We start from the raw sequence: 2301 nt of genomic DNA, 5'->3' as shown, positions 1-2301 counted from the left end.
CCTAATACAAATTCAAAACAAATAATTAAACCAAAAAAGGAAACTGATCATAAGGAACCAACATCCAAACCAAAAGAACCATCATCAAAAGTGGAGCAAACAGTCAAAAGTGGCAGTGGTAATTACACTCTCCAACTAATGGCATTTAAAGATGAAGAACATACCAAAAAAGAAGCTGAAAAACTGAAAACCAAGTTAAAAGATATATATATAGTTAAAGCTGATTTGGGTGAAAAAGGGATCTGGTACAGAATCAGGTATGGAAGAAATTTAACCAAAGATGATGCTTTAAAACTAAAAGAGAAACTCCAAAAAGAGTATGGTATAAATGCCATTTTGGCCACACATTAGAGGGATAAGATGGATTATTTAAAACTTTTATATCTTCCAGTATTTGTTTTTGTAGTATCATTCCTGGTGCTTACCATTATTCGAAAGAGCCTTATTAAAATCTTTTTAAAGTTTGCAGAAAAAACCGAAACAGCTCTTGATGATATAGTATTACATGCCATAAGAAAGCCATCCCTCTTGTGGATTTTTGCTTTATCACTCGACATTGCTATAAATTTTTCAAAAATCCCTACACAATATATCTCAATTACAAGCAAAATAATTAGAATTATAATCATCATATCAATCACCTTCGCATTCGGCAACTTGGCTGGGATGCTATTTAATACCTCACTAAAAGAAAAAGCCGTACCAATACCAAACACAGGTCTCTTACAAGCAATTATTAAAGTTACCATCTACGTTGTAGGGTTACTGATCGCTTTAAACTATCTTGGTATCTCGATTACACCTATTATAACTGCTCTCGGTGTTGGTGGTCTTGCGGTAGCTTTAGCTTTAAAAGATACCTTGGCCAACCTTTTTTCTGGGATACATATATTAGTAGAAAAGGCTATAAAAGTAGGCGATTTCATTAGAATGGATAATGGAGTAGAAGGGTTTGTGGAGGATATAACTTGGAGGACAACAAGGATCAAAACAGTTCAAAACAATTTTGTCATAGTGCCAAATGAAAAGTTGGTACAAAGTATCGTAACAAATTTTGATCTTAACGATAAAAAAGTCTCCGTTCCAATAAAGATAAGTGTAAGCTACGATTCAGATATTGACAAAGTGGAAAAGATTCTAATCGAAGTGTCAAAAAGTCTCATAGGTAAGGTGGAGGGATTAGTTGCCGATCCAGAGCCAATTGTGAGATTTAATCCAGGTTTTGGGGATAGCTCCCTTGATTTTACCCTCGTATGCTATGCAGAGGAATTTAAGTATAACTTTCTTATTCAAAGCGAAATTAGAAAAGCGGTATTCAAAAGGTTTAGAGAAGAAAATATCGAGATACCGTTCCCCCAAAGGGTTATACATATGAAGCAAAATTGATACTTATCAAAAGTTTGAATTAATTTAAAATATGTAAGATAAATTATAATAATATGAAAGGATAAAATACTCAAGATAAAACTTTAATAAAGCAATTAGGAGCCTATAGTGAAAAAGCTTTTCATCTGGTCGATAGTGATAAAAGCTGGTCTGTTTTTATATCCCATTCAGACCAAAAGATTCATGAGAAAAGATTTGGTCAGTTATTTGCAAGCTAAACGGCAAAATAGGAGAAAAACTTACCACCTTTTTGTGCTAAATAGCCAGATATTTTTAATATATTTATCAAAAAAAATAGGACAACAGATATGAAAAAAGAACAAAAATTTTATCAAGCATTACAAGATGTAAATAAAATCTTAAAAGGTTAATCTATGGGACGTTCAACAGTTCATTACACAGATAACGGAACAAATAATATCTTAAAGCGACTGCATAACAAATTAAGGCCAGCAGGAACACCAGTTCAGAGGGTTGAATACATAATTGAGTTGTTGTTATTGCGTATCTTTGAAATTAAACTCAGGCAGGAGGAAGATTTTAAGCCGTTAAGAAAAATCTTTTCAGGAGATAATGAAAAGCACCTATTTTCTAGGTTATTAGAAAAAATGATATACTGATTTTTAATTGGAGATTATTAGTATGCCAAATATCAATAAGATTTTTTCAGCTTCAGATGTGAAACACGGGCTATCTCTTTTCACGGATAGAGAGATTAGGGCTGTGGAAGGCTTGATTATAGAACGGGATGGGAAATTTCATATCAAGTGCCAGATAAAAGATAGATACAAGCTTGCAAAGCCCGAAGAAATCGTGAGGCAACTCTGGGTTTATAGATTGTTGAATGAATATAACTATCCGAAAGAAAGAATAGATATTGAAAGAGTGGTTCGTTTTGGCTCAAGAGATTCTGGC

The 2301-nt window shown here is 33.2% G+C and carries 4 protein-coding genes; all 4 read left to right on the top strand.

Features of this window, described 5'->3' with window-relative positions:
* Window positions 1-351 (top strand): SPOR domain-containing protein (locus ACP5Q2_RS09825; protein WP_428099605.1); only part of this gene is annotated, 351 nt, incomplete at its 5' end.
* A gap of 9 nt (window positions 352-360) precedes the next feature.
* Window positions 361-1386 (top strand): mechanosensitive ion channel family protein, encoded by a 1026-nt coding sequence (locus tag ACP5Q2_RS09820; protein ID WP_424606242.1) that lies wholly within the window; start codon window positions 361-363, stop codon window positions 1384-1386.
* Window positions 1387-1760: 374 nt separating this feature from the next.
* Complete coding sequence (locus tag ACP5Q2_RS09815; RefSeq protein WP_428099601.1) at window positions 1761-2006, top strand: hypothetical protein; 246 nt, start codon at window positions 1761-1763, stop codon at window positions 2004-2006.
* A gap of 22 nt (window positions 2007-2028) precedes the next feature.
* On the top strand, window positions 2029-2301 hold a 273-nt coding region (locus ACP5Q2_RS09810; RefSeq protein WP_428099599.1), incomplete at its 3' end, for a type I restriction enzyme HsdR N-terminal domain-containing protein.

Source organism: Calditerrivibrio sp. (assembly GCF_049968475.1).
In the GTDB taxonomy this organism is placed as follows: Bacteria; Chrysiogenota; Deferribacteres; order Deferribacterales; family Calditerrivibrionaceae; genus Calditerrivibrio; species Calditerrivibrio nitroreducens_A.
Note: the sequence above shows the minus strand (reverse complement) of the source record. Positions and strands in the feature narration are given on the sequence as shown.

Bases quoted from the DNA above. Each gene is read 5' to 3' on its own strand.
- ACP5Q2_RS09815 (WP_428099601.1), top strand. From the start codon at position 1,761: ATGGGACGTTCAACAGTTCATTACACAGATAACGGAACAAATAATATC.
- ACP5Q2_RS09820 (WP_424606242.1), top strand. From the start codon at position 361: ATGGATTATTTAAAACTTTTATATCTTCCAGTATTTGTTTTTGTAGTA.